Origin of the sequence: Vibrio chemaguriensis (genome assembly GCF_012275705.1) — a bacterium.
Lineage (GTDB): Bacteria > Pseudomonadota > Gammaproteobacteria > Enterobacterales > Vibrionaceae > Vibrio > Vibrio diabolicus.
In genome coordinates this window covers 29206-48204 of record NZ_SHOE01000009.1, presented here as the reverse complement: position 1 = coordinate 48204, position 18999 = coordinate 29206, and the positions used below count along the sequence as shown (strand labels likewise).

The 18999-nt window shown below is 47.0% G+C and carries 22 protein-coding genes; 20 read left to right on the top strand and 2 right to left on the bottom strand.

Annotated elements, in window-relative coordinates:
• Positions 1 to 51 precede the first annotated feature (51 nt).
• Together EX191_RS10400 and EX191_RS10395 are read right to left on the bottom strand one after the other, a co-directional pair.
• Positions 52 to 1899: a P-loop NTPase fold protein gene (locus EX191_RS10400; protein WP_193447705.1), complete on the bottom strand. Its 1848-nt coding sequence runs from the start codon at positions 1897 to 1899 to the stop codon at positions 52 to 54.
• Between the two features lie 730 nt (positions 1900 to 2629).
• The gene (locus EX191_RS10395; RefSeq protein ID WP_237301229.1) at positions 2630 to 2800 is read right to left on the bottom strand and encodes a hypothetical protein; all 171 of its coding nucleotides are present in this window, start codon (positions 2798 to 2800) and stop codon (positions 2630 to 2632) included.
• A 558-nt stretch (positions 2801 to 3358) separates the two neighbouring features.
• On the opposite strand from EX191_RS10395, the gene EX191_RS10390 reads away from it, so the two are divergent.
• From EX191_RS10390 to EX191_RS10295, 20 genes are all read left to right on the top strand, one after another.
• Positions 3359 to 4309 carry a hypothetical protein gene (locus tag EX191_RS10390; protein ID WP_193447704.1) on the top strand — a complete coding sequence of 317 codons (951 nt, stop codon included), beginning with the start codon at positions 3359 to 3361 and terminating at the stop codon, positions 4307 to 4309.
• A 150-nt stretch (positions 4310 to 4459) separates the two neighbouring features.
• Positions 4460 to 5128 (top strand): hypothetical protein, encoded by a 669-nt coding sequence (locus EX191_RS10385; protein WP_193447703.1) that lies wholly within the window; start codon positions 4460 to 4462, stop codon positions 5126 to 5128.
• Positions 5129 to 5283: 155 nt separating this feature from the next.
• The gene (locus tag EX191_RS10380; protein ID WP_005376950.1) at positions 5284 to 5475 is read left to right on the top strand and encodes a phage holin family protein; all 192 of its coding nucleotides are present in this window, start codon (positions 5284 to 5286) and stop codon (positions 5473 to 5475) included.
• A complete protein-coding gene (locus EX191_RS10375) occupies positions 5462 to 5941 on the top strand; it encodes a lysozyme (protein ID WP_086485284.1) in 480 nt (159 codons plus the stop codon). The genes EX191_RS10380 and EX191_RS10375 overlap by 14 nt, the downstream gene beginning before the upstream one ends.
• Positions 5923 to 6405 carry a lysis protein gene (locus EX191_RS10370; RefSeq protein ID WP_193447702.1) on the top strand — a complete coding sequence of 161 codons (483 nt, stop codon included), beginning with the start codon at positions 5923 to 5925 and terminating at the stop codon, positions 6403 to 6405. The genes EX191_RS10375 and EX191_RS10370 overlap by 19 nt, the downstream gene beginning before the upstream one ends.
• A 114-nt stretch (positions 6406 to 6519) precedes the next feature.
• On the top strand, positions 6520 to 7122 hold the full coding sequence (locus EX191_RS10365; protein WP_140131088.1) for a terminase small subunit: 603 nt from the start codon (positions 6520 to 6522) through the stop codon (positions 7120 to 7122).
• A complete protein-coding gene (locus EX191_RS10360; protein ID WP_193447701.1) occupies positions 7010 to 8986 on the top strand; it encodes a terminase gpA endonuclease subunit in 1977 nt (658 codons plus the stop codon). Before EX191_RS10365 ends, EX191_RS10360 begins: the two co-directional genes overlap by 113 nt.
• The gene (gene gpW, locus EX191_RS10355) at positions 8983 to 9192 is read left to right on the top strand and encodes a gpW family head-tail joining protein (RefSeq protein WP_005424556.1); all 210 of its coding nucleotides are present in this window, start codon (positions 8983 to 8985) and stop codon (positions 9190 to 9192) included. Before EX191_RS10360 ends, gpW begins: the two co-directional genes overlap by 4 nt.
• On the top strand, positions 9192 to 10748 hold the full coding sequence (locus EX191_RS10350; protein WP_193447700.1) for a phage portal protein: 1557 nt from the start codon (positions 9192 to 9194) through the stop codon (positions 10746 to 10748). The genes gpW and EX191_RS10350 overlap by 1 nt, the downstream gene beginning before the upstream one ends.
• Positions 10741 to 12093 carry a S49 family peptidase gene (locus EX191_RS10345; RefSeq protein WP_005376957.1) on the top strand — a complete coding sequence of 451 codons (1353 nt, stop codon included), beginning with the start codon at positions 10741 to 10743 and terminating at the stop codon, positions 12091 to 12093. Before EX191_RS10350 ends, EX191_RS10345 begins: the two co-directional genes overlap by 8 nt.
• A 13-nt stretch (positions 12094 to 12106) precedes the next feature.
• Positions 12107 to 12448 carry a head decoration protein gene (locus EX191_RS10340; protein ID WP_193447699.1) on the top strand — a complete coding sequence of 114 codons (342 nt, stop codon included), beginning with the start codon at positions 12107 to 12109 and terminating at the stop codon, positions 12446 to 12448.
• A gap of 41 nt (positions 12449 to 12489) precedes the next feature.
• Positions 12490 to 13527: a major capsid protein gene (locus EX191_RS10335; RefSeq protein ID WP_193447698.1), complete on the top strand. Its 1038-nt coding sequence runs from the start codon at positions 12490 to 12492 to the stop codon at positions 13525 to 13527.
• 64 nt (positions 13528 to 13591) lie between these two features.
• Positions 13592 to 14083, top strand: a complete 492-nt coding sequence (locus EX191_RS10330; protein ID WP_193447697.1) for a hypothetical protein — start codon at positions 13592 to 13594, stop codon at positions 14081 to 14083.
• Between the two features lie 8 nt (positions 14084 to 14091).
• Positions 14092 to 14382: a hypothetical protein gene (locus EX191_RS10325; RefSeq protein WP_005376961.1), complete on the top strand. Its 291-nt coding sequence runs from the start codon at positions 14092 to 14094 to the stop codon at positions 14380 to 14382.
• Entirely contained in the window at positions 14379 to 15011 is a 633-nt protein-coding gene (locus tag EX191_RS10320; RefSeq protein ID WP_171343091.1) for a phage tail protein, read from the top strand. Before EX191_RS10325 ends, EX191_RS10320 begins: the two co-directional genes overlap by 4 nt.
• Complete coding sequence (gene gpU / locus EX191_RS10315; RefSeq protein ID WP_193447696.1) at positions 15001 to 15450, top strand: phage tail terminator protein; 450 nt, start codon at positions 15001 to 15003, stop codon at positions 15448 to 15450. The genes EX191_RS10320 and gpU overlap by 11 nt, the downstream gene beginning before the upstream one ends.
• 2 nt (positions 15451 to 15452) lie before the next feature.
• Complete coding sequence (locus EX191_RS10310) at positions 15453 to 15950, top strand: phage tail tube protein (protein ID WP_193447695.1); 498 nt, start codon at positions 15453 to 15455, stop codon at positions 15948 to 15950.
• 54 nt (positions 15951 to 16004) lie between these two features.
• Complete coding sequence (locus EX191_RS10305; RefSeq protein WP_193447694.1) at positions 16005 to 16436, top strand: hypothetical protein; 432 nt, start codon at positions 16005 to 16007, stop codon at positions 16434 to 16436.
• Between the two features lie 23 nt (positions 16437 to 16459).
• Positions 16460 to 16792: a phage tail assembly protein T gene (locus EX191_RS10300; RefSeq protein ID WP_193447693.1), complete on the top strand. Its 333-nt coding sequence runs from the start codon at positions 16460 to 16462 to the stop codon at positions 16790 to 16792.
• Positions 16773 to 18995, top strand: a complete 2223-nt coding sequence (locus EX191_RS10295; RefSeq protein WP_193447692.1) for a hypothetical protein — start codon at positions 16773 to 16775, stop codon at positions 18993 to 18995. The genes EX191_RS10300 and EX191_RS10295 overlap by 20 nt, the downstream gene beginning before the upstream one ends.
• The last annotated feature ends 4 nt before the right edge of the window (positions 18996 to 18999 follow it).

Sequence of the window (18999 nt, the reverse complement as noted above, 5' to 3'; positions counted from 1 at the left end):
CCCCAAACGAGTTGCGACTAACCTTTGTTATTTTATCTTGGTGCGTACAAGTTAGTTTTGCTTTTGTCTTGTCTCAATCTTAGTGATAGCGGCATTAAGCTCATCTATTAGTTCTTTGAGAACCCCTTTTTGTAGCCGCCCTGACATACATTCGCGTCTTAGGTCCAATCGTTTTGAAAGTTGTATTAAAGCAGGTAGCTCTAGAAGATCTTTTTCTGGGTCATTAATTACACAGTACCTCTTCCTCATAAAGCCTATGAACTCCGCTACTTCCCTCGCACTCCATTGAGCAATTGCTTCAGCAAGCCGTTCGTTATCGATGCTATGGAAAAATGGTTGATTTTCAATGTAACTTTGAGGCTTATAGATGGTATGTCGCCAATCTTTTAGGAAGCTGTCTGTAATAGCTTCTCTCTGTTTAGTTTTAGAGCGAAGGTTTACTTCCTCGATGGCCTTATTAAAGTTAGTCGTGCTCATTTGATTTGATGAGTAGTCTCTGAAGGAAAAACGGGATTGATTTACCGTGTCTATGTCAATAACTCCATCTTCTAAAACTCTTTCTTCAAGCCTCTTGGAAAGCTCATCGATATTAGAGTCTTCAAAATATCCTCGTTCGTGCATAAATAGGTATGTATCACAACATGTTATCCAATCTGACCAATTCACATTGGTCATAGTGAAGAGTAGATCTACCAGTTGTGTAATACCTTCCTCAAACTCTTCTTCTGAGGTAAAACTATAAAAGCTGTGTGTTTTGAAAATATCTAGTGGTTTCGCTAATCTGGGTAGTTGGAAGCGTTCAATAAACTCTTCATCACTAAGTTCTGGAATGAGGTTAGTAAAGCAATATTCAGCCAAAGTATCACTACAGGCGAAGCCGTTAAGTAGTGAAGTTAGTTGGTCGAACAAAACTTTTTGCTGTTGCTCATCTTTGGTAAGTTCTTCCCTCTCATTCTGGCTCGCATTACGGCTTGCTACCGCTTCTGCCAACCGGTGGGATTGCCATTTTTGAGCACTTTCAAGTATCGATACAAAGGCATCAATATCTAATTTGTTAGCGTAGCCATAGAGTGTAATAAGAACAATATGTTGAGTTAGCTTTTCGGCACTGCGTCGTTCATCGATTCCTTCAATAAGGCGAATTCTATTTATTAGTTTAATAGTTCGGTTTACTGCTCGTTGAAGTACTCGTAAGTTATTTATATCTAATTTTTTTGTTTGTGCATGGTTAATAGTTTGAAAAAACGTGTGTTCCACCATAGCATCCAACTTCCCATCGTAAATATCAGCAATAATGGCAAGCAGTTCTTCAGTCGTTCTAGTGAGTTTGATTACGTCACTGAAAGATTTTTCAACTTTGGTTTTATCTTGAAATGCAGTTGCGTTTGCAACGGCAATAATCTTGATTTTGTTGTGCTCAGCGAATCGTAAGCAAGTTCCCATGATGTCCGATATTAGCTTTTCATCTGTCAATCGCTCCAGGTCATCGACTACAAGAGTGATATCTTTCATGTTTTGGATAGCTTTTTGGCGCAGAAACCCAGTAGTACCAGATATGACACCTTGAATAACTCCGGCTTCGCTCGCATCAGCACCGCACATTCGCGCAAGCTTGCCACTGAGGCGAGTTAAACCATCGAGATACTTAGAGCCTTCCTCTTGGCTAGATATGTAGAGAGAGACGATCTGATCTTGGAACTCCGTGACGCTTTTGATACCAAAAGCTGACACGTAATGATAATCACCAAATTCTTGAGGATTGGATTCAATCAGTGGGCGTAGTTCATTATCGATTAAGTGAGTTTTTCCAATTCCCCAAGCCCCATCAAGCAGAACGATTGGTGGGTGACTAGAATCCTTTAGTTGCTCAATAATCTGTTGTGTTGCTTTGTTTGTCATGGTTACTCGCAATAAGTTAGTTGTATATAGTGTACCTTATTGAAATAGTTCATATGACCGCTAATTAACCGCTTGTTCGAGTCTGTATGCTGGTTAGTTCGACATATAAGAGATAGGGGGTAGGCGCATTCTACGTTTAATTAAGAGCAACAAATGGGGCAAGCCTTACTTTGTTGCCTGTTAGTTTTCGCTATCCCGTTTTAGTGCGGTTTTCAATAAACTATAAAGTCATTTCTAACACAGTTTTGTCCAGACACGAGTTTAGTGGTGCAGGGGCAGCTTGTACGATTAGGTCAAGATAAACAACCGAGAGTCAGATCCCCTTGGTTCATTCCTATTAAGTAGTGATATCGGCTGTAGCATTTGAAATATAAGGGTAATACCACGCTAGTGGTATGTGCGATTGGACACCAACTGGAAGTATCTTGGTAGGGGGAGGGTATACATAATCAGCTTATTGAGATGTATTTGTATATAAATCGAGACCTGTAGCCGATTTTGGGCTCCTACAGTTAACACTGAAGGCTGGTATGTTTCGGGGTTAATTACAATGCCCCCAATTTTGTAATGTCCGCTACAGTACTTTGCTCAATGTCATTGTAAGTAATTTATACCGCACGATCCCTTTCATTTTGAGCGGCGAGCTTAAATTGGTAAAGCATAAGCTCGCCACCGTGAGTAGGAAGATCCACTCTTTTAAAGGGCTAAGTTAGGAAACTTGAACTTTAATTTACAGCCAAACCACGTTGTTCTTAGTACGTTGGTCGGCGTTTTTGTCTAGGTAGTGTTTCACTTCACCTTTATAGAGCAAGATGAAGCACTTCCCGCTTAGATAAGTCCCAACGAGGTAGTGGTTTCTCGGAATGGTATAAACGACTTTGTGACTGTCACTATTAGCCATCAACACAGATACATTGTCTGCAGTGTTGTCGCATCCACATGGGCCATCTGCTCAATGTCGCAAAAAGTAAAAAAACTACACGTATCGTTGATCGGATGCTGTTTGTTAGAAAGCTCTTAATACGGTTAATAGTTGTAGTTAATTGCATGAATACTATACTTTAAAAGAGATCTGAAGCACGATTAAGAAAAGGGTGATATGATTGTTGAATGGATTGTAAACCTTAATATTCTTATTGATCTCTTTATGGCGCTGTATTAATTTTACATCAGGAGCTACTACAAGGAGTGTAGCTTTCAAGCCACTTAATGTATGTGTTGGGTGCTTATATGCGAAATATAGATAGACCTGTTAAGGCAAAAATACACGAGAATCATCGTAAATACTTAGTTAGAGCTCAGCAAGGAGAGCAGCTACTAGACATTCGTTCTCGATATTCATCTTCGTTTGGTTGTCGGAATATTAAAGGATTGACTGTCCCAATCGTCCCTCATCGGACTTAACGTATTCAAATAGCCTCGTGATGCGCGGGGCTTTTTTATGGATGAAAGGATTGTTATGGATGACCGTGTTGCGAATTACCATTTAGCCCCTCTTGATCAAGTTTTCCATCTCTGTAAAGAAATATATACCCATTTAGATCAATTGAATCGTCCTGTGATAATCATAGGAGGCCAATCCATATCATATTGGCTAGAATACTACGACTATGTGAGTGCTCTGAGTGACGCAGATAGAGCTTTGGCAACTTCTGTAGATGTCGATTTCTGTGGTTCTAAAGCCGATTTTTTGGTTCTAACTGAACGGTGGAATGTTAAGTTTCGGGTACCTAACATTGATCAATCTACACCGGAAGTAGGTATTAGTGTTTTGCTACATAGAGATACTGGGAAGATCAAAGAAACCGATGGGCTAATGTATGTCGATATTGGTGCTTGGATTAATAAGCAGCAAGAAGAACCTAACCAAGTTGATTTCCTAGAGCTTCCTATGGGCTTCGAGGGGCATGACTTCAAGCATGGTCGTTTACTACAACATACAGAGTTATTTGAGTTTCCCTCAGAATTTGAACTTGCTCCTGTCGATAATTTGAGAGTTCTAAATCCTATTGCTTGCATTAAGAGTCGTATGCTCAATTATCAATACCTTAAGAAAGCAAAGGATCCTGAAAGAGAGTTAGATAGAATCAATCTGCTAATATTGCCTACAGCACTGTTTTTACAATCTAGTTTGTTAGAGTTTGGATATCGACATACGAGAAAATACATTGACTTATTAATGGTGCTAGCAAAATCTAGAATTGGTATGGAATTAAAATATCAAGGAATAGACTTGTCTGAAGTTTTGGTCTTTTTTGTAGATGTCCAATCAAAAAACTTGCCTCGAAAATTTATAGATAATGAGTTTGTGTATTGGCTTGATGGGCTTGAACGGAAGTTTGAGAGGAAGCTAAAAGAGTTTCAGAGGATAGAAGAACGAGAGTGGAACAAAGCGAATGCTGGTGGATAGAATCTTCCTGTTAGTACGGCTGTTATCGACGGTCGTATGTAAGAGTTTATAGAAGCCTCAGTTCTACTGGGGCTTTTTTGTGCGTTCAATCTGTGAATTTATAGACTTACTGTTATTATATTCAGTACTAGATTGCGAGGATTATCAATAATGGGATTAGCGACAAACATTGAAATGTGGCCGATGCCAGCGGCAATAGGTATGGCTACGGAAGGCATCAAAGCAAAGTATAATGACGGTTCTGGTGGTGGCGGTGGTTTCGGGGCTGCTGACTACCAAATGGCATCTCTAATTGATGGTGCAAAAGTGCTTTTAACGATTGATAGAATGCAGAAGAAAGCAGCGCATTTGGCCGATTGGAGCCTGTACGCCTACGCCTCACCACTTTGGAACTCGAAAGAAAACAAGAAGCGCCTTGTGGAAAGTGTGTTGAATGATTGGGTTGTTCTTTCATCTGAGCAAGGCGTGATTGTTCAGAAGCGAACCTATCTCAAAGTTAAAGCTCTCATTAGTACTATCGCTGGTAATATCGCGCTTGAACAATTGGCTGGGGCTCAGACTTACTTCGATCATGATGGTATTCAATATACGCCCAGCGTTAGCCGTCAGTTCCTAATCAAAGCGCTGGTGGAAGTCGATTGTAAAGATAAGAATATTGAGTCCGATGGGCTCAGAAAGAAACGCTCTCGCTATTACCAAAACCACTGGTCTGAATGGGAAAAGCACATTGAAGTGATTCGTACCTTGCTAATTAACTATGACAAGTCCGCGCGGAAATTATTCAAAAAAGAGCTTGAAAATAAAAACGGGGCAATTTAATGTGTATATATCCATTATGGATAAGTACACAGTATTGAAAGTAACCGCCACTTAGGCGGTTTTTTTGTGCCTACCATAAATTCTCGAAAACCTCGCCTTGGCGGGGTTTTTTCATTTTCACCCAAGCAAAAGGGCACTCCAGTACGGGGGTGAGTATGCGTATGAACGAAAAGATATCTAGCGCCCTATCTTATTTTTGGAATGGGGTAATAGGTGTGTTTGGGTCTATATCTGCAGATGGTTATACGGTGCTGATTGCTTTGGCTGGTATGCTCATTACTGCCTGGATTAACAACTACTGGCAGAAAAAGCGTTTCGAAAAGGACTATGGCGATGAAGCACCTTAATTCTGCAGTCAAGATGTTAGCAGCCGCAGGAGCTTCGGCTCTTATTATGGCGACAGCAATGGTAAAGCCAATGGAAGGTGTTCGGTATACTCCTTACATCGATGTCGCTGGCGTTCAAACTGTTTGTTACGGACATACAGGAGCAGACATCATTCCAGACAAAGTCTACTCACAAGCCGAGTGTGATGAATTTCTGGAGTCTGACTTGGCCGATGTTAAGCGAATGGTCGATCCGATGATTCACGTTGATATTCCTGAGACGACACGAGCAGCTCTCTACTCTTTCACATTTAATGTTGGCATAGGCTCATTCTCACGCTCGACGTTACTAAAGCTGCTCAACAAAGGTGAGTGGCATGCAGCATGTGACCAACTTAAACGATGGATATATGCAGCAGGAAAACCGTGGAAAGGATTGATGAACCGACGAGATATCGAGAGGGAAGTATGCCTAATGCAAAGCTGACAGTATGGGCGACAGCTATTGTGGTAGTAGTGGTTGCGACACTCTCGGCAGCATTGTTTGTGGAAAGCAATCGGGCTGATATCGCTGAAAGCCAGCTAACCATGGTAAAGAGCGAGATTCAGGGCTATATCGCAGCGTTACACCAGCAGCAAGTTCAAATTCAATCCTTCAACCAATTGGGAGAGAAGCATGCAGCAGAGTTATCCGCAGCAAAAGAAGAAATTGATCGTCTTAGCGATAGTCTCAGCACTGGCTCTAAGCGGGTGTATGTCCAGGCAGATTGCCCAGCAGTGCCCGAAGCCACCAGCACCAGAAGCGTGGGCAATGCAAACACCCCAAGACTTGGAGCCGCAGCTGAACAAGATTATCTACGTCTCAGGCGAATGATGATTGAGAACGAGCAGCAGACAAAGTATTTGCAAGATTACATCAGGACTCAATGCCTAGCAGAAGATCAATTATGATCGCGGGTCCTTTCGGGCACCCTGAGCGACCACGGGGGCTCGACCTCGCAGAAAAGCTCTCGTTAAAATTTTTTTTTATTTTGGAGGTTTCCGGTTTCCGGTCAAAAACCATGAATGAGCGAACTATTCAACCCGAGCAAAAAGTTCACGCAGTTGGACATAGCGACGCTTCTTGGCATTTCATCTAGACAGGTCCGAAACCTTACGCAACAAGGGGTTCTGCCTGTCGCCAAAGGGCGAAATGGTATCGATCCTCTTGCGTGTATCCATGCTTACATTACCTATAAATCGCAATCAAAAGCCTCCGATTCAAAACCGGAAACCGAGCAAGAAGATGAGGAAGCGTTTGCGAAATTAGAACGCGATCTCAAGATAGAGGAACGGCGCGAAAAGTTGGCGATGCTAAAAGCCAAGCGCGTACTGTTTGAAAAAAGTTACGCACCAATAGACATCATCGTCGATACCTTAGAACAGGTATGCGCCAGAGTGGGCACACGCCTCGACACCCTCCTTCCGAAACTAAAGAACGCATGGCCCGACATGCCACCCGAAGCGGTGGAAGTTTTAGAGGCCGTGATTGCTGCTGTATTAAATGAGTGTGCCGATGTTCAACCAAACCTCTCCGATTACATTGACAGCGATCCAGACGAAAGTCCGTCGTGGCTTGATGGGGATGAGGAGAACAATCGCCATCAAGGGAGCGGAGTGGGCAAATAAGCATTTCCGGTTAGCTGCTGGTTCTTCTCAGGAAGAAGGCTTTTGGGAAACACTGCCTTTGCAGGTTGTGCCACTCAACATGATGTGCAACCGCGCTATATCCGAGCTGACCATGCAAAAGTCGGCTCGTGTTGGCTGGTCCAAGTTGGTCATAGCAGCAAACTCTTGTCTGCATGCTCAGTTCAAAACCAACACCGTGATTTACGTACCGACAGAGAACGACGCAAAAAACATCTCTGTCACCGAAATTGATGCAGCTTGGCAGGAAATGCCAATCATGCACCAAATCTTCCCAGCCTTATTCGCTAAGGACCACCGAAACACCGTTTCCTACAAACAGGGAACAGGCTGGTCGCTGCATGTCCTCGGCACATCCACACCGCGAAACATGCGTGCTCTGACTAAAGGCGCGTTGTTCGGTGATGAGATTGATGGATGGGATTGGGAGGTCGGTAAAGAAGGTAACCCTATCGATCTTGCGCGAATGCGTTTGGAAGGCGCCGCTTTCCCGATGGCAAGGTGGGGAACCACACCAACCAATACAGGCGAGTCGCACGTTGAACGCCTAATGGCAAAGATGGAGCTGACTTTCCGCTTTTATCTGCCATGCCTACACTGCGGAACCGAGCAGGTTTTAGAGTGGGGCAGTAAAGAAGATAAACACGGCTTCAAGTGGGACAACACTCAGCCAAGTATCGAGAAAAAATCAAAGACGGTTTATTACAGCTGCGTTCATTGTGACGACCCTATCTACTACAAGCACCTCTACAAGATGGAGCTGGCAGGTCGTTGGATTGCTGAAGATGGCACATGGACACGCGATGGCCATGAGTTCTTTGATATAGACGACAACCCAGCGCCTACGCCAAGCAGCGTCGGTATTCACATTTGGTCAGGATACAACACCAAATTGAGTGCAGGTTGGCGCGGCATAGTGCGTGACTTCCTCAACAAGAAAGACGACCCAAGTCAGCTCAAAACGTTCGTCAATCTAACGCTCGGTGAGCTTTGGGATGGTGAGAACGGAGAGAAGCTGGATTGGGAGCATCTCAAGTCGCGCCGTGAAATATGGTGGGCAGAGAGTCGCACCAGTAACCCAGTACCTGAGCGAGCCGTGGTTTTGACCGGAGGCATTGATACTCAGGACGACCGCATCGAACTCTTTGTGTGGGCGTGGGGACCAGGTGAAGAATGTTGGCTTGTCGAACACATCGTTCTTCTCGGGGATTTATCGAGCCAAGTATTAAAGGATGCCGCTGGAAAAGCGCTGTATCGGACCTACAAAAAGCGCAGTGGCCAAGTGATGGACGTTCAGCTTTGGTGTTGGGACGCCATGGGCCATAAAACCGATGACGTTTACCAGATGAGTCGAACGCACGGCGTGATTTGGGTGATCCCAATCCAAGGTGAGAACCAATACGGCAAGCCGATACAAAACTTCCCTCGCAAGAAAAACAACAAAAAAGTCTACCTCACTAGGCTAGGTACCGACGGTATCAAGCAACGACTTTACAGCCGTTTAGGTTTAACCCCGAAAGGTGATGAACCTGTGCCTGGATGTGTTCACTTTCCATTGGATGATGACATAGCCGGTGATGAGTTTTTCAAGCAGCTCTGCTCAGCCAATAAAAAGTTGGAACATGACAAGTCAGGGCGACAAGTTTGGCGATGGGTGAAGCAATACCACCCATTTGATGAAGCTTTAGACGGATGGGTGTATGCGTATGCGGCACTCAACATTCTCACTCAACGGTTCGGTCTCGAACTGGAAGAGCCGCAACCCCAACAACCTCAAGAACAACCACAAACATCCGGTCTCAGCATCGCTGAATTAGCCGCGAGATTGAAAGGTGGATCAAGATGACAAAACAAGAAATGTTGCAACAGGCCGAAGCCGCCTTTCATAGCTTGCAAACAGGAAAGATGGCGGTTTCCGTACAGAAAGGAGACCGCAAAGTTGAATACAGTCGAGCCAACATCCATGAACTTCGCGCCTACATTGATGACTTGCGTGGACAGTTAGGATTGAGCTCAGTTCGTCGTCGCGGCCCTGCAGGAGTTTCATTCTAATGACACACACCGGACTACTGGCTGCAGATGGTCAAACACCATTAAGAGATGCGGTGTATCGAGCTGGCGGTTCAGGGTTTGGTGGCCAGATGAGCGATTGGAACCCTCCGTCAAAATCGGTAGACGCTGCTTTCTTACCTGTCATGAGACAGGCGAACGCCAGAACAGACGATGTCACGCGCAATAACGGTATTGCTGCAAACGGCATCCAGCTACACAAAGACCACATCATTGGCTCTGAGTTTCGCCTCAGTTACAAACCAAATTGGCTATTGCTCGGCATCGATCCAGACAAAGGGTTCGTGCGTGAAGTGGAAGCCATTTTTCGTGACATCGCCGAAGACCCGAACTGCTTTATCGACGCAGAAGGTCGCCGCACGTTCACCATGATGATGCGAGAGGGCATTGAAACGCATGCTCACACGGGCGAAATCATGGCGAAGCCGGAATGGATAGACCGTCGCCATTCGCACTTTTCAACCTGCATTCGCATGGTCGCGCCACGCAAGGTTAACAACCCCAACTACATGATGGACAAACCCCATCAGCGCGGTGGGATGCGCTTCAATCGACATGGCGAAGCCATTTCCTACTTCATTGAAGAAGGAGCCGATAACTTTGGCTCGCCAAAGAAATGGCGTGAAGTACCGAAGCGTTTACGCTCGGGACGCATGGGGTTCTTGCATATCTTTGAGCCATCGGAAGGTGGGCAATGTCGTGGCGTGAATAAGTTCTTATCGTGTTTAGAGCAATTGAAGATGCTCGACACCTTACAGAACACCACGTTACAGCGAGCGATTGTCAACGCCATGTACGCCGCCAGTATCGAGTCAGAGCTTGGAACGGACCAAGCGATGGAGTACTTGTTCGGTGCGCAGCAACATGGCGCGGTCGAAAAGATGCTAATGACCTACGGCGATTACTACGCCAACAACGAGGTCAAGTTCAACGGCGTCAAACTGCCTCACCTCATGCCAGGTGACAAAATCAACCTGCACAGCGCAGGGAACGCCGATAACGGATTCGCGGCCTTGGAGCAATCCATCATCCGCTACGTTGCGGCTGGATTGGGCGTGGATTACGCGCAGCTGTCGCGCAATTACGCGCAAATGTCTTACAGCACCATTCGTGCTTCGCACAACGATTCATGGCGTTACTTCATGGGTCGACGAAAAATCATTGCTAACCGATTCGCCAGCCAAATCTTCGCACTCATGTTCGAAGAAATGATCTTGCGTGGCTACATCAAGCTGCCAAGCAAAGCGCGATTCAACTTCTACGAACGCCGCAACGCTTGGACCAAGTGTGACTGGATTGGCTCTGGTCGACTGGCCATCGATGGATTGAAAGAAGTCAAAGAAGCCGTACTGCGTATCGACTCAGGTCTATCGACGTATGAGAAAGAGCTCGCGCTACTCGGTGAAGACTATCAAGAAATCTTTGATCAACAGTTGGCAGAGATGGAAGAGCGCAAATCGAAAGGTTTGCCACCGCCAAGCTGGATGAAGCTACAAGCGTTAGCACCGGATAACCCAAGCGAGAGTTCAAATGAATAATTTACAACACCTAATCAGCAACACATTCAACAGGCCGCTCGCCTTAGAAGCTGGTTACGCTCGGGTATTTTTCTCGGCGCTCAGCCAACGTCTCGGCAATGTGGTCCAGATAACCGACACCGAAGGGCAAGTCCTGCGTGAGAACGACATGAAAAAAGTCGCTTCTGGCTTTTCTCGGACTCGTAGCAGTAACCGCAGCTATCAAGTCTCTCAGGGTATCGCCATCATTCCGATTGATGGTTCGCTGGTTCATAAGTATGGCCACATCAAACCCTACTCAGGGATGACAGGGTACGACGGCATTATGCACCGCTTGCGAGAAGCGGTCGCAGACCCCGAAGTTAAAGCCATTTTGCTGGATATGAACACACCGGGCGGCATGGTCGCAGGTTGTTTTGACTTGGCCGACAAAATCGCAGAGATGCGAAAAATCAAGCCTATCTGGTCCCTCGGTTACGACATGCACTGCAGTGCCGGACAAATGATTGCGAGTGCGTGTTCAAGGCGCCTCATAACTCAAACGGGCATCGCAGGCTCGGTTGGCGTGATTATGGCGCACACCAACATCGAGAAGATGCTGGATCAGCAAGGCGTGGAAATCACCCTTGTGACGGCAGGTGACCATAAAGCCGATGGCAACCCTTACCAATCTCTGCCGAAAGAGGTGCGAGAGAAATGGCAATCCGAAGCAGAGAGCACACGTCAAATGTTCGCAGGTAAAGCCGCCGAGTACATGGGCGTCGACATTAAAACCATTCTATCGACTGAGGCGCAGGTCTACGAAGGCCAAGCCGCAGTGGATGTTGGCTTCGCAAACGAAGTCGTTAACGGTCTTGATGCGGTTCAGATCATGGCTGAACAGTTCAAGAAACAACAAACCACCTTTGATATGGGAGCCGCTATGACGGTGCAAGCAGAACAACAACCAGTCGCAACGGGTGAGCAAGGCAATCCACAACAAGCCGCCGCTCCAGCGACTCCACAAACTCCAGCTGAAGAACAGCAATCCACTCCAGAACAGCCACAAGCGAGCGCGCAAAGTGATGAGTCCACGGACCCAGCCACAAAAGAGCGTGAACGCTGCATGGGCATTATTGGCCTAGAAGAAGCCAAAGGGCGTGAAGCGCTCGCGCAGCAACTTGCCAGTAACCCAAAAATTAGCGTCGATGAAGCCAAGGCCTTACTTGCTTCAGTACCAGTTAGTGCCACTGCGCAAAACGAGTCGGCATTAATGGCACTGGCCTCAGAGCACGGTGAGCCTCTTGGTGATGATGTTGGTTCCGGTGATGTCACCGAAGAACAAAAGAACATCAAAGCGCTAGCGTCTTCATACACACGCATTTAACAAGGAAACTCGCATGTTAGAACAAACAGAATACACACCAGATGAGCTGTTTATTAGCGCACCAGTCACGGCGCGAGCAACCATCAAAACGGGCGTATCTTTTCCTGCTCGAACCCCATTAATGGTCGACGCGACTGACGCCGCCACTTTGGTGGAATGGGACGGTACACCAGGCACAGCCATCGCTATCTCGGCTCGTGATGTGACGAATACAGGCAGCGACCAAGAATCGACAGTTTACCTACAGGGTGGCTTTCGTATCGGTTTTGTGAACTGGCCTGATGCGGTCACAACCAACAAGCAAAAACGCGCTGCTTTCCTTGGCAGTCCAGTTTTCGTAGACGACGAATACTAATTCGTCGTTTTCTTTGAATTCAGAAAAAAAAAGAGCTTCTTATGCCTGATAATTACACCACTCGCGAACTGCTTGGAGCCATTCAAGAAGCAGGGATTCGCCGCGATAACTTCTTCATGCGCTTCTTCTTCCGTGAGATGTACACCTTTGCCACGGAAAAAGTCGACCTCGACATGATCCCAAATAAAACCAAGATTGCAGCATTTTGCTCACCGATGATTGGTGCAGCCGTGGATCGCAACCAAGGTTTTAAAACTTCAAGCTTCAAACCTGCATACGTGAAGTCCAAGCATGCAGTTACCGCTAACCAAAGCGTTAAGCGCCGACCAGGCGAGCCAATCACAGGCTCTATGTCGGCAGGCGACCGTCAAAACGCGATTGTGATGCAAAACCTCGACATCGAAGAGCAAGCGGTTCGTGACCGTGAAGAGCTGATGTGTGCCGAGATGGTCTACGACGGTAAAACCGTGATCGACAGCCCTTACATTGAAACGCCTTACGAAATTGATGCAGGCCGAAATGCGAACAACATGATCACGCTTCTTTCGGCAGCTCAGTGGGCGAATCAAGACTTTGCTACCTACGACATCGTTGGTGACATTGAAGCTTGGGCGGCGATTTCTGAAGGTCTGACAAACGCCATCATTACCGACCCTAAAACGTGGGCGCTGATGCGTAAGTTCAAGAAGTTCAATGACGCGCTGGAAACTCGCCGTGGCTCTAACTCTCAGCTGGAAACGGCACTAAAAGATTTAGGCAAAACAGTCAGCATCAAAGGCAATCTTGGCGATGTCACCATCATCGTGGTGGATGAAGAGTACATCGACCGTGACGGCACAACGAAGAAAGTTCAACGCGACTTCACGTTGATTTTGGCGCATACCGAACTGCGCGGTGCGCGTCTGTACGGTCAAATCCAAGACTTATCCGCTCAGCGTGAAGGCTTTGATGAAGCCGAACGCTACGTGAAAGATTGGACGGAAAATGGCGATCCAGAAGTTCGCTATACCAAAACGGAAGCCGCCCCTGCGATGTACCTCATTGACGTTAACAAAGTTGTTGTCGTCAAAGTCGGTTAATCCTGACCACCACTAACGAAAAGCAAAATGGGTCCACGGACCCATTTTTACTTTGGAGCCAATCATGAGCCGAAAAGAAAACCTGAAAAAACGTGTTGATGAGCTTTGCAAAGAGCTCGGTATTACTGAACCGCAATATTCAGACAAAACGACCGAACCTCAGCTAAATAAAGTCATTGACGATTTGGAAGCCAAGTTACCAGACATGGACGAATCCGATGATGAAGCACAGTCGCAAACGCAAGGAAATGACGCTAACCATACTGCCAGTGATCAAAGCGAACAAACCGAGAGTCAAGCCAGCGAAAAATCGGAAGTGCTTATCGGTGCTGCGGTCGAATTACCCGATGATGCCACGGTTCTAGACGATGGTGAGCCGCCAGAAGTCAACGCCGATGAAAAAGGCAATGTGCAAGTTCTCGTGGATAAGCCGTTTCAGTGTTTGCAAGGCCAAAAGACGGTGCTGCTCAAACGTGGCGATAAGCCGTTTTTAGATGAAGAAACCGCGATGGAAGCGGTGGACGCAGGCTTGGCGTATTTCGTCGCGACGATGTAAGGCCGCTTATGTTTGATAACGAATTCGACCAGTTAATGGAAGAGGTGGATAACACGGTTTCTGAAGCGTTTGGTGTCTGGGTGAAAGTCAATGGTGGAGAACCTATCAAAGCCATTTATGACGAATCCCTAAACCAGTTTGACGCTATGGCAGGCATCGCTCGCAAGCTGACATTTAAGAAAGCAGATAATGTCAGACCGAAGAAGGGAACACCTATCGAGTTCGTTTCCTCGGGCAGAAAGCTCACTGTCACCAGTGGCCCTTATCCAGAAGACGGAAATATTGTGGTGATCTTATGAATAGCATTGATCGGGAATTGGCGGTAGCCGTTAAAAACCTTTCTTCATTACAAAGTAACGCGGTACCGAAAGCCAGTGCAATGGCGATTAACCGTGTGGCTGCTCGAGCTGTTTCTCGGTCAGTGAAAGACACCGCAAAAGCCGTTCGTATCAAGCAAAAAGTTATTCGCCCTCGCGCGTCGATAACAAAAAAGGCCACAGGGAAAATGCCAGTGGCTTTTGTCAGAGTGCGCAGGTTCGATGTTCCTGCCATCTCTATCGATACGGCTAGAACCCAAATTCGGCGCAAGCGAGGGCAATACCAAATCAGCCGAGTTAACCGAGGCCGAAATGGTCGTTACCAAAAGCGAGAGTTATCCGGTAACACCGCCATTGTTGTCGGTCGGCACCGCTTCGAGAACGCCTTCTTACAAAAGCTGAAGAACGGTCGTTGGCACATCATGCAACGTGTCTCGGATGCGAGGCATCCCATCAAAGTGTGCAAGGTGCCAATCGTGAATGAAATCACCAAAGCATTTAAAAAGCACAGCGACGAGTTGCTTCGAACGGACATGAAAAAAGAGCTGTCCAGCGCGATGAAGCAGCAAATCCGCTTGGTTATTCGCAGAGAGGTTGGTCGTGGAAATTAACAACGCCATACGCAAACAAGTTGTTGCTGATTTGAAAGCAGGGTTAGTCGATGAGACTGGCGAGTCAATCATCGCAACGTTTTTTAATGGCAACCCCAGATACATCGCGGTTCCCGAATTTGAAGCTGAAGAGAATGATACTGACATCCCTGCCATTTCAGTCTCCGTCTCTGAAGGCCAGTGCGTTGAAGAAGATTTTGAAGAAATCACATGGCGCTCTGAGCTGACTATCAGAATCTATCTGGTGGCAGACAACTACACGGAGCAAGAGCTCGACGCATTAGGTGAAGAAGTTCTCAAGATCATCACCAAACATTACACCGCCAACGGTCTTCTCGACCTCTGTAATCGTCAATCGTTTGGATACGCACAAGACGAAGAGCAGCCATGGGGAACGCTGGACTTGGCATTTACTATTGAATACACCGAAGAGGTTTAATCATGTCGGACCCAACTCAAGCAATCAAAGGTGCTGGAACCTCGTTTTGGCGCAAAAAAGACGACCAAGAACTGCTTACTACTGCAGATTACCTTGATGACGCCAAATGGGAAAAATTAGGCGGCGTCAAAGAGATTCAACCAGGTGAAGTTACGGTTGAAGATGAAGAAGATAACTACCTAGACGATCCTGATGCGGACTGGGCAAAGACCACTCCGGGTCAAAAGTCAGCAGGTGATACGACCATCACGTTAGTTTGGAAACCTGGTGAACCAGGTCAACAACAACTTTCTGATGATGTAGTGAACGGTACTGTTACCGAATATCGAACCAAATACCCGAATGGCACGGTGGATGCGTATTCTGGTTACCTTAACTCATGGGGTAAAGCGGTAACGATTAAAGAGAAGATCACTCGAACACTAAAAATCAAAAACGTTGGCAAGCCAAAACTCGCGGAAATGCTCATCGCTGAACAAGCGGCTGGCGCAGGAGCATAATCATGACCCAGACTTTTTTGAAAACAAAAAACCGTACCTGTCGATGAAATAAGCGTGACCATCACTCAGTTGTCTGGTTTAGAAAGACTGGATTTTATGGACTATTGTTCAGAGATTCAAGAACCAGAACGACCAGCCAAACCGGATGAGTCCGCCAGTGAGTCGGAGCAAGATAATTACCTGGTCGAGTTGAACAAGTACACGAAGAAATGGTTCCGCATTAACTTTCTTGCACAAGCTCGATTGGTGGCGTATGGCTATCGTGATGGCGTGGAAGACATCGATGAACGACACAAACAGATCATGTCACTCATGACGCCAGAACAGGTTGAAACGCTTCACTATGAAATCGCTTCTTTCTCAGGCTTGCCAGTGCCTGCGCAAGAAGAAACAGCCCCATCAGATGGTTCGGAAACCACCACTAGCACTGAAAGCGCCACAACGGAAGACACCGCCACTCAGGAACCCACCGACCCAAAAGTCTAATTCGGGATGAAATTGAGTTTGCCATGGACCTTGCCCGAGAGTTCGGGCAAGTCTGTTGGCGCACCTTGTTGGCTTCCATTAGCGGCGAAGCTGTTGTGGAGTGGCGTGAATACTTTTCAAAACACGGCTTTAAACACCAGATGGACAATCTGCGCTTTGCCGTGACCTGTTCTTCAAACTGGAATGTCACGGCCATGGCCGCAGGCTGCAAGGACGACAGCGTCCTTAGAAGCTACCAAGACTTCCTACCAACCCTAGAACATCCCGAAGAAGAATCCAAAGAATACACCGACGAAGAGCTGATGGCGTTGAGCGCGTCGGCAGGAGGAGTTCGCCTTGAGTGCCCAGATAGCTGATTTTAATATCCGCTTCAATACTGAAACCGCCAAGTTTCAGAAGGACGTGGATTATGCCAAAAAGATGCTGCGCGGCTACACCAAAGAAGCCAAAGCGGCGAACGACTCAAACCTATCATTAAGCCGCTCTTTAGAGCAAACCGCAGACCGCGCCAAAAACGCAGGTCGCGGCGTGTTAGATGCTGCAGGTTATGTCTCGGCAGGTATTGGTGCGGTCACAGGTGCCACGGCTTACCTTATTACGCAGCAGGCGCAACAAGCGCGCGAAATCGAAAAGATGGCCACCGTTGCTCAGGTATCGGTCCAGCAAATTCAAGCCTTGGGATACGCCTCTGAGCAGTTCAATATCAGCGGCGAAAACATGGCCGAGATACTGAAGGACGTTAACGATAAGCTGGGCGACTTTACCGAAAATGAAGGTGGTGAATTTGCCGACTTCATGGAGAACATCGCGCCAACAGTCGGACTGACCATTGAGAAGCTGCAAGAGCTGTCGGGTCCCGATGCGTTGATTGCCATCAAAACGGCGATGGACCAAGCCAACGTTCCAATGAAAAGCCAGATATTTTATCTGGAGAGTATCGCGAACGATGCCTCGGCCTTGATGCCATTGCTCGACAATCAAGGCCAAAAGCTCTTTGAGTTGACCAAAAAGTACGACGATTTGAACGTCTCCATGTCGGAGTATGACATTGAGAAATTCAAAGAGATGGACCAAAAACTCAAAGATACTGGGCTTAAGCTGCAGCGCTCTTTTGCTAATGCCGTGCTTGGGGCCAGTGATCAGATTGATTGGTTCAGCGATAAGCTGGCTTACTCAATCGACTATTGGGGAACACTGTTTGATAGTTGGTCAGACACGCCAAGAACGGTCGATGGACTAAGCAAAAAGCTGTCAGAATTGAGATCTGAGAGAAAAGAGCTTAGTGACGAGTTAAAAGAGGTAAACCGTACCTTTAAAGAGTACGAAGGTATTGATGTTGACAGCTTACTGCCTATAAACCCTCTTGGTCGTAGTGAAAACGAGCTATTCAACCTTAACTCTGATTTTGGGCGATTAACAAAGCAACTTGATGAGCTCGATGCCGAGATAGCGCGTCAGCAAAAACGCTACAACATCATGCGAACTGGCATGAACTATGACACGCCGCAACCAGGTTTAAAACCTGAAGGCGACACGCCAGACAGAATATTACCGAAAGACACCGCAGGTTTAGAAAGCAAGCAGTCTTCTGGCGCATCGCGCCTAGCATCGCTTGATATGCAGTACGCGAGTGAGCGTGAAAAACTCATCTTAGCGCATGAGCAACGCTTGCGTGACATCGAAGAAATGCAGGTGTCCGAGCAAGAGTTAAAGCGTCGTGGCTTTGATACCTTGGAAGCGCTAAAAGCTGAGTATCGTGACCGTGAGACAGAGTTCTATCTAAATGCAGAAAAGACACGTAAAGATTTAGAAGATGATGCTTTGGAAGCATCAATCGAGTCTTTTGCTAAGAGTGAAGAAGCCAAAACCGAAAAGGCCAAAATCGAAGCTGAAAAACGGGCGTATCGTGAAGAGCGCTTGATGCAAGAACGCGTTCGAGGCATGAGCAACTTCCTCGGTCAAATCTCCGAGCTGCAAAGCAGTGAAAACAAAAACGCCGCTCGTATTGGTAAAACCGCAGCGCGTGTCCAAATCATGCTTAACGCTTACGAATCAGCGTCAGCGGCATACAAATCTTTAGTTGGCATTCCTTATGTCGGTCCTGGTCTTGCTGCGGCAGCGGCAGGCACCGCTATGGGCTTTGGTATCTCCATGGCCAGCAAAGTCGATTCAGTCTCGAACATGGCGCACAACGGGATATCCGAAGTGCCGATGTTGGGTGGTCGAATGGAATCCGACTGGACGCTGAAAGCAGGTGAGCGCGTTTACACCAACGAATCCGCGAACCGAATCGACCAAATGTATAGCGCCATCATGGCCATGCAGCGTCAGAAGTTCGCGATGAATGATCCAAGCCTGGATTCAGCCAAGGCAGGGTTGGCCGTTGGAGGTCGTAACGTGGTGAACATTTACGGCGCACCAGAGGGAGCGAAAGTGAGAGAGCGCCAAGGTGACAATGGTGAAAACATCACCGATGTCTTTTTGGAAGACCTCGATTCTGACGGACCAATGTCTCAAGGGATCGCGCAGCGCTTTGACCTCAAGCCAGTGGGAGTATAAGCAC

Coding starts and splice junctions, on each gene's coding strand:
- EX191_RS10400 (WP_193447705.1), bottom strand. CDS start 1,899: ATGACAAACAAAGCAACACAACAGATTATTGAGCAACTAAAGGATTCT.
- EX191_RS10395 (WP_237301229.1), bottom strand. CDS start 2,800: ATGGCTAATAGTGACAGTCACAAAGTCGTTTATACCATTCCGAGAAAC.
- EX191_RS10390 (WP_193447704.1), top strand. CDS start 3,359: ATGGATGACCGTGTTGCGAATTACCATTTAGCCCCTCTTGATCAAGTT.
- EX191_RS10385 (WP_193447703.1), top strand. CDS start 4,460: ATGGGATTAGCGACAAACATTGAAATGTGGCCGATGCCAGCGGCAATA.
- EX191_RS10380 (WP_005376950.1), top strand. CDS start 5,284: ATGCGTATGAACGAAAAGATATCTAGCGCCCTATCTTATTTTTGGAAT.
- EX191_RS10375 (WP_086485284.1), top strand. CDS start 5,462: ATGAAGCACCTTAATTCTGCAGTCAAGATGTTAGCAGCCGCAGGAGCT.
- EX191_RS10370 (WP_193447702.1), top strand. CDS start 5,923: ATGCCTAATGCAAAGCTGACAGTATGGGCGACAGCTATTGTGGTAGTA.
- EX191_RS10365 (WP_140131088.1), top strand. CDS start 6,520: ATGAGCGAACTATTCAACCCGAGCAAAAAGTTCACGCAGTTGGACATA.
- EX191_RS10360 (WP_193447701.1), top strand. CDS start 7,010: ATGTTCAACCAAACCTCTCCGATTACATTGACAGCGATCCAGACGAAA.
- gpW (WP_005424556.1), top strand. CDS start 8,983: ATGACAAAACAAGAAATGTTGCAACAGGCCGAAGCCGCCTTTCATAGC.
- EX191_RS10350 (WP_193447700.1), top strand. CDS start 9,192: ATGACACACACCGGACTACTGGCTGCAGATGGTCAAACACCATTAAGA.
- EX191_RS10345 (WP_005376957.1), top strand. CDS start 10,741: ATGAATAATTTACAACACCTAATCAGCAACACATTCAACAGGCCGCTC.
- EX191_RS10340 (WP_193447699.1), top strand. CDS start 12,107: ATGTTAGAACAAACAGAATACACACCAGATGAGCTGTTTATTAGCGCA.
- EX191_RS10335 (WP_193447698.1), top strand. CDS start 12,490: ATGCCTGATAATTACACCACTCGCGAACTGCTTGGAGCCATTCAAGAA.
- EX191_RS10330 (WP_193447697.1), top strand. CDS start 13,592: ATGAGCCGAAAAGAAAACCTGAAAAAACGTGTTGATGAGCTTTGCAAA.
- EX191_RS10325 (WP_005376961.1), top strand. CDS start 14,092: ATGTTTGATAACGAATTCGACCAGTTAATGGAAGAGGTGGATAACACG.
- EX191_RS10320 (WP_171343091.1), top strand. CDS start 14,379: ATGAATAGCATTGATCGGGAATTGGCGGTAGCCGTTAAAAACCTTTCT.
- EX191_RS10310 (WP_193447695.1), top strand. CDS start 15,453: ATGTCGGACCCAACTCAAGCAATCAAAGGTGCTGGAACCTCGTTTTGG.
- EX191_RS10300 (WP_193447693.1), top strand. CDS start 16,460: ATGGACCTTGCCCGAGAGTTCGGGCAAGTCTGTTGGCGCACCTTGTTG.